Here is a 5,681-nt window from a genome sequence, read left to right as displayed (position 1 = left end):
GTAATTGATATGACCTATGATACTTTTGCTTTTTAAAATATCAGGCAATTATTTCAGGCAAAAAAACCCTAAAAAACAGCCCTCGCAATCTTCTGGATATTCTTACTCTTTCCCATTGAGTAGTAGTGCAATACCGGAGATCCGTTTTTGATCAACTCTTTGGATTGTTCAATGCACCATTCCACACCAATTTGCCTGATAGCATCTTTTGATTTTGCTTTGTTGACCTCATCAACGAGAGCATCCGGTAAATCGAGGTGAAAGATTTGCGGGAGTAATGACAACTGTCGTTCAGTTGAAAGCGGTTTTAAACCCGGAATAATAGGAACATTGATTCCAGCTTCACGACATTGTCTCTCAAACTCAAAGAATCTTGAATTATCAAAAAACATTTGCGTCACGATGTATTCTGCTCCGTTTTCAACCTTCTTTTTGAGCCAGTACAGGTCGTTTTTCATGTTCGGAGCCTCAAAATGCTTCTCGGGATAACCCGCTACACCAATGCAAAAATCAGTTGGTGAATTGTACTTGAGGTCTTCATCCAAATAAATCCCTTCATTCAGGTTTTTCACCTGTTCCATCAAGTCAATTGCATAAGCGTGTCCATTGGGCTCAGGAGTGAATCTCTTTTCAGATTTGATCGGATCTCCACGCAAAACCAACACGTTGTCAATTCCCAAAAAGTCCAGGTCGATCAACGCATCTTCAGTATCTTGCTTTGTGAAGCCTCCGCAAATGATATGCGGCACCGCATCGATCTTGTACTTGTGCATAATAGCTGCACAAATCCCTACAGTTCCTGGCCTCTTCCGGGTCACGGTTTTTTCCAATAATCCGTTTTTGTGCGTTTTGTACACGTATTCTTCGCGGTGATACGTAACATCCACAAAAGGCGGTTTGAACTCCATCAACGGGTCAATTGTATTGTAAATCCCCTCGATGTTTTGACCTTTCAGTGGTGGCAAGATTTCAAATGAAAAAAGAGCTTTGCCGTTTGCTTTCTCAATGTGTTCAGTAACTTTCATTCAACTTCTTTATTTATAACTGAGTATTGGTCTGAGCCATTTTTCAGCTTCCTCAATACTCATATTCTTTCTCGATGCATAATCTTCAACCTGGTCCCTGTCGATTTTACCCACGTTGAAATAGCGCGATTCCGGGCTCGCAAAATACCAGCCACTCACTGCCGATGATGGATACATCGCCATGCTATCAGTCAGTCTCAACCCAATGCGATTTTCGACATCCAGCAGATCAAATATTTTTCGTTTTTCGGTGTGATCAGGGCAGGCAGGATAACCGGGTGCGGGTCTGATTCCCTGATACTTTTCCTTGATGAGCGCATCATTATTCAGGTTTTCTGACGGAACATAACCCCAGTACTCTTTTCTTATTCGCTCGTGCAACATCTCGGCACAAGCTTCAGCTAATCTGTCTGCCAGCGCTTTGAGCATAATGTTTTTGTAATCATCATTCTCGCGCTCAAACTGTTCTAGTTTCTTTTCAATCCCAATACCAGCTGTCACGGCAAAAGCGCCCATGTGATCGTTGTGGCCTTTAGGAGCCACATAATCGGCAAGTGAGCGATTGGGTCTTCCGTTCTTTTGTTCCATCTGTTGACGGATCATCTCAAACCGCTCGATCTCATTTTCATTATCGTCTAATAGTGCAACTGAATCCTCTTCGCTGTAGGCGCTAAACAACCCGTAAACAGCTTTTGCCTTGAGCCATTTCTCCTGAATGATGGATTCCAGCATTTCCTGGGCATCATCAAAGAGCTCCTGCGCCTGTTCACCAACGACTTTGTCTTTGAGGATTCTAGGAAACCTTCCGTAGAGCTCCCACGACTGGAAAAACGGACTCCAGTCGATGTAATTCCGCAATTCTCTGATCGAAAATTCCATCTCAAAAACCCCTTTCTGTTTTGGGGGTCTGACCAATGAGTTTTCCCAGTCCACTTTCAATCTATTATTCTGAGCATCAGAGAACGGAATCAGTTTTTTAGCACTTTTCTTATTGTTGTAATCATCCCTCAGTCGGTCATATTCTTCTTTCGCTTTAGCGAGGAACTCATCCCTGTCTTTTGACAGCAAGCGCTCCACAAATGTCACAGCTCGTGAGGCATCTAAAACATTGAGCGTTGACCCCGAATAAGCCGGTGAAATTTTTACAGCAGTGTGCGCTTTTGAGGTAGTAGCTCCCCCGATCAAAAGTGGCGTGTTAAAGTTCTCTTTTTCGAGGTGCTCGGCCACCGTCACCATCTCGTCAAGCGAAGGCGTTATAAGTCCGCTGAGGCCAATGATATCCACATCGTTCTTTTTCGCTTCTTCTAGTATTTTTTCGGTCGGAACCATTACCCCCAAATCAATGATTTCGTAGTTGTTGCAGGCCAAAACGACACCCACAATATTCTTCCCGATATCGTGAACATCTCCTTTCACGGTTGCCAAAAGAACTTTCCCTTTTCCTTTATCAGACGGGTTTGGATTTTTGCGTTTTTCCTCTTCGAGATAAGGTTCCAGGTAAGCGACAGCCCGTTTCATCACACGTGCACTTTTCACCACCTGGGGCAAAAACATTTTTCCGCTACCAAACAAGTCACCAACCACATTCATGCCTTTCATGAGCGGACCTTCAATCACTTCCAGCGGCTTGTCTTTTTCCTGCCTGCTCTCTTCCACATCTTCCTCGATGAACTCGGCAATCCCTTTTACAAGGGAGTGCTCAATTCGCTTTTCGAGCGGTAGCGATCGCCATTCGAGAACTTTTTCTTTTGGTGTATCTTTTTGTTTGACACTCTGAGCAAAATCGAGCAATTCCTCCGTGGCATCATCTCTGCGGTTGAACAGGACATCTTCTACCTTTTCCAGGAGTTCAGCATCGATGTCATCGTAAATTGTGAGCGTGGTTGGGTTCACAATTCCCATGTCCATCCCGTTCTTAATCGCGTGGTAGAGAAATGCAGAGTGCATTGCTTCGCGAACGGTATTGTTTCCACGGAAAGAAAACGAAACATTGCTCAATCCGCCACTCACATGCGCTCCCGGTAAGTTGGTTCTGATCCAGTTTGCAGCATTAAAAAAATCGACCGCGTAATTGTTGTGTTCCTCGATTCCGGTTCCGACCGGGAAAATATTGGGATCAAAAATGATGTCGTGCGGATTGAACCCAACTTTGTCGATTAACAAATCATAAGATCGCTTGCAGATGGAAATTCTGCGTTCGTATGTATCGGCCTGGCCATCTTCATCAAACGCCATGACAACTGTTGCAGCTCCATACTGGCGAATTTTTTTAGCTTGTTCAAGGAAGACCTTTTCACCCTCTTTAAGCGATATTGAGTTGACGACTCCTCTCCCCTGTATGCTTTTGAGTCCGGCTTCAATGATTTCCCATTTTGAGCTGTCAACCATAATGGGAACGCGCGCAATGTCAGGCTCTGCTGCGATTAGGTTCAAAAACTTGACCATCGCCTCTTTACCGTTGAGCATTCCCTCATCCATGTTGACATCGAGGATTTGTGCTCCGCCTTCAACCTGGTTGCGCGCAACCTCAACTGCCTCGTCAAAGTTTTCTTCGCGGATGAGTCGCAAGAATCTTTTTGATCCTGTTACATTACAGCGTTCACCAACATTGACAAAGTTCGAGTCCTCATTCGTTATCAAAGGCTCAATACCGGATAAAACAAGTTTTGTAGGATGAAATTGATTAGCCATTGACCGTTTCCTTTCTTTTTCTGGGTTCGTACTTTGAAGCTGTCTCAGCAATTATTTTTGTGTGTTGGGGCGTAGTGCCGCAACATCCTCCAATGATGTTCACTAAATTGCTTTTTAGGTATTCCTCTATTTGGCCCGCCATCATATCGGGTGATTGATCGTATTCGCCAAATTCGTTAGGTAATCCGGCATTTGGGTGGGCACTGGTGTAGAAATCTGTTTCTTTTGCCACACGTTCGAGGTAAGGCTCGAGCTGTTCGGCTCCCAGCGCACAATTAAACCCTACGCTGAGCAGCGGTGCGTGTGAAACACTGATGAGAAAGGCCTCCGGGGTCTGACCGGAAAGTGTTCTTCCGCTTGCATCAGTAATCGTTCCCGATACCATGATAGGCCATTTTTGACCTCTTTCATCGAATACCTGTTCACAGGCAAAAAGAGCGGCTTTTGCGTTCAGCGTGTCGAAAATAGTTTCGATGAGTAGTATGTCACAACCGCCATCGAGCAGACCGTTGATTTGTTCGCGATATGCATCCTGAAGGTCATCGAAGTTCACCGCTCTGTATCCGGGGTTGTTCACATCGGGAGAAAGTGATGCCGTGCGGTTTGTGGGTCCGACCGACCCGGCAACAAACCTCGGTTTGTCAGGTGTTTTGGCTGTATATTCATTAGCCGCCTGTTTCGCCAGCTTTGCCGACTGGTAGTTGAGGTCGTAAACCAGTTCTTCGAGGTCGTAATCGGACTGGGCTATTGACGTACTGCTGAACGTGTTCGTCTCGATGATATCAGCTCCGGCTTCCAGGTAATCGCGATGGATATCGAGAATGATATCGGGCCGTGTAATGGAAAGCAAGTCGTTGTTTCCCTTAAGTGGCGATTCGTGATCTTTTAATTGATCATTCCGAAAATCCTCTTCAGTGAGGTCGTGCTGCTGGATCATTGTTCCCATAGCGCCATCTAACACGAGAATACGCTGGGCTAAAGAATCTTCTAATTGATTGTGCATAAGTCAATTGCTTTTTTTGCATTTGGCTTATCACAAGATTTTGGAAAACTGGTTGATATTGATTCGCTGAAAATCTCTTTTCTGCTCATCTTAACTTCTCTATTGAGAAGAAAGGAATTAGCACCCAGCTAGCCTGGGTTGCTAAGACATCTAAGGGCCAGTCCCTCCGTCTTTCTTGATAAGCTCAGCCAAATATAGGATAGGATTTTGTACTAGCAATACTGAGACGATAATATCTAGTTTGATCAGAGCTCTTTTCGCGCTTTCAGAGCCAGCCGAATTTCATCGTAATCGTACTTGCGGTCGAGCTTTTCGCGTGCCTCGGTGAGGTTGTCGAATTTGATGTTGTCTAACCCGTGGCACAGTTCGTCATAGCGCGACTCTTCGATTAAATCGGTTGGTGGGATGATTCCGTCTTCAACGCTTTTTGCGAGGTGGCTGAAAATTGTCCCTTTTGTGAGGTTTCGATCGCGGGCAATTTCTTCGATATCAGTGCCAGCCTGGAACATCCTGAGGCTGATTTTATGGCTGGGCGTTTTGTCTTTCTTTCCGGTCTTCTTTTTAGAGCCGGGTTTTGAGTCGATCGATAAATCAGATGGTTCAGGTGTTTTCCCCTCTGCTGCTTTCTCTACAATTACTGTTGCCCTGTAGAGCGATTGCTTTTTGCGCTCGGCAAAGTCTAATAATTCTTCCAGCTCTTTTGAGTACTGCTTGAGGCCTTCCTCCTCTTTGATTGTTTTCCGCTGTGCTTTTAGCCTGTTGATGAGGTCGTTGAGCGCATTCATCACCCCGGGTTTGGCATCGCTGAGGACGGATGCCAGCTGGTTGAGGTTCTGACCATAAGCTTCTTTCAATTGAGCGATTTGCCTCAGCGGCTTCACTGTTTTGTGATAGAGTTCCTGAACTTCTTTGAATCGTTCGTTCGTCCATTCAAAATAGGTTTGCTTTTTCGATCGATTGGC

At 45.1% G+C, this 5,681-nt stretch carries 4 protein-coding genes and 1 riboswitch; all 4 genes read right to left on the bottom strand.

The window, feature by feature from the left end; all coding sequences use genetic code 11:
- Nucleotides 1-68: 68 nt before the first annotated feature.
- Nucleotides 69-1,025 carry a methylenetetrahydrofolate reductase [NAD(P)H] gene (metF, locus tag RI557_RS11255; protein WP_310683848.1) on the bottom strand — a complete coding sequence of 319 codons (957 nt, stop codon included), beginning with the start codon at nucleotides 1,023-1,025 and terminating at the stop codon, nucleotides 69-71.
- Nucleotides 1,026-1,034: 9 nt separating this feature from the next.
- On the bottom strand, nucleotides 1,035-3,716 hold the full coding sequence (metH, locus tag RI557_RS11250) for a methionine synthase (RefSeq protein ID WP_310669110.1): 2,682 nt from the start codon (nucleotides 3,714-3,716) through the stop codon (nucleotides 1,035-1,037).
- On the bottom strand, nucleotides 3,709-4,719 hold the full coding sequence (locus RI557_RS11245) for a homocysteine S-methyltransferase family protein (protein WP_310669112.1): 1,011 nt from the start codon (nucleotides 4,717-4,719) through the stop codon (nucleotides 3,709-3,711). Before RI557_RS11245 ends, metH begins: the two co-directional genes overlap by 8 nt.
- 82 nt (nucleotides 4,720-4,801) lie before the next feature.
- A riboswitch (SAM riboswitch) is annotated at nucleotides 4,802-4,904 on the bottom strand.
- Between the two features lie 60 nt (nucleotides 4,905-4,964).
- Nucleotides 4,965-5,681 (bottom strand): helix-turn-helix domain-containing protein (locus RI557_RS11240; protein ID WP_310683844.1); only part of this gene is annotated, 717 nt, incomplete at its 5' end.

This window comes from Salibacter sp., from assembly GCF_031581065.1.
Lineage (GTDB): Bacteria > Bacteroidota > Bacteroidia > Flavobacteriales_G > Salibacteraceae > Salibacter.
This window is presented reverse-complemented; position numbering and strand designations above follow the sequence as displayed.

Bases quoted from the DNA above. Each gene is read 5' to 3' on its own strand.
- metF (WP_310683848.1), bottom strand. From the start codon at position 1,025: ATGAAAGTTACTGAACACATTGAGAAAGCAAACGGCAAAGCTCTTTTT.
- metH (WP_310669110.1), bottom strand. From the start codon at position 3,716: ATGGCTAATCAATTTCATCCTACAAAACTTGTTTTATCCGGTATTGAG.
- RI557_RS11245 (WP_310669112.1), bottom strand. From the start codon at position 4,719: ATGCACAATCAATTAGAAGATTCTTTAGCCCAGCGTATTCTCGTGTTA.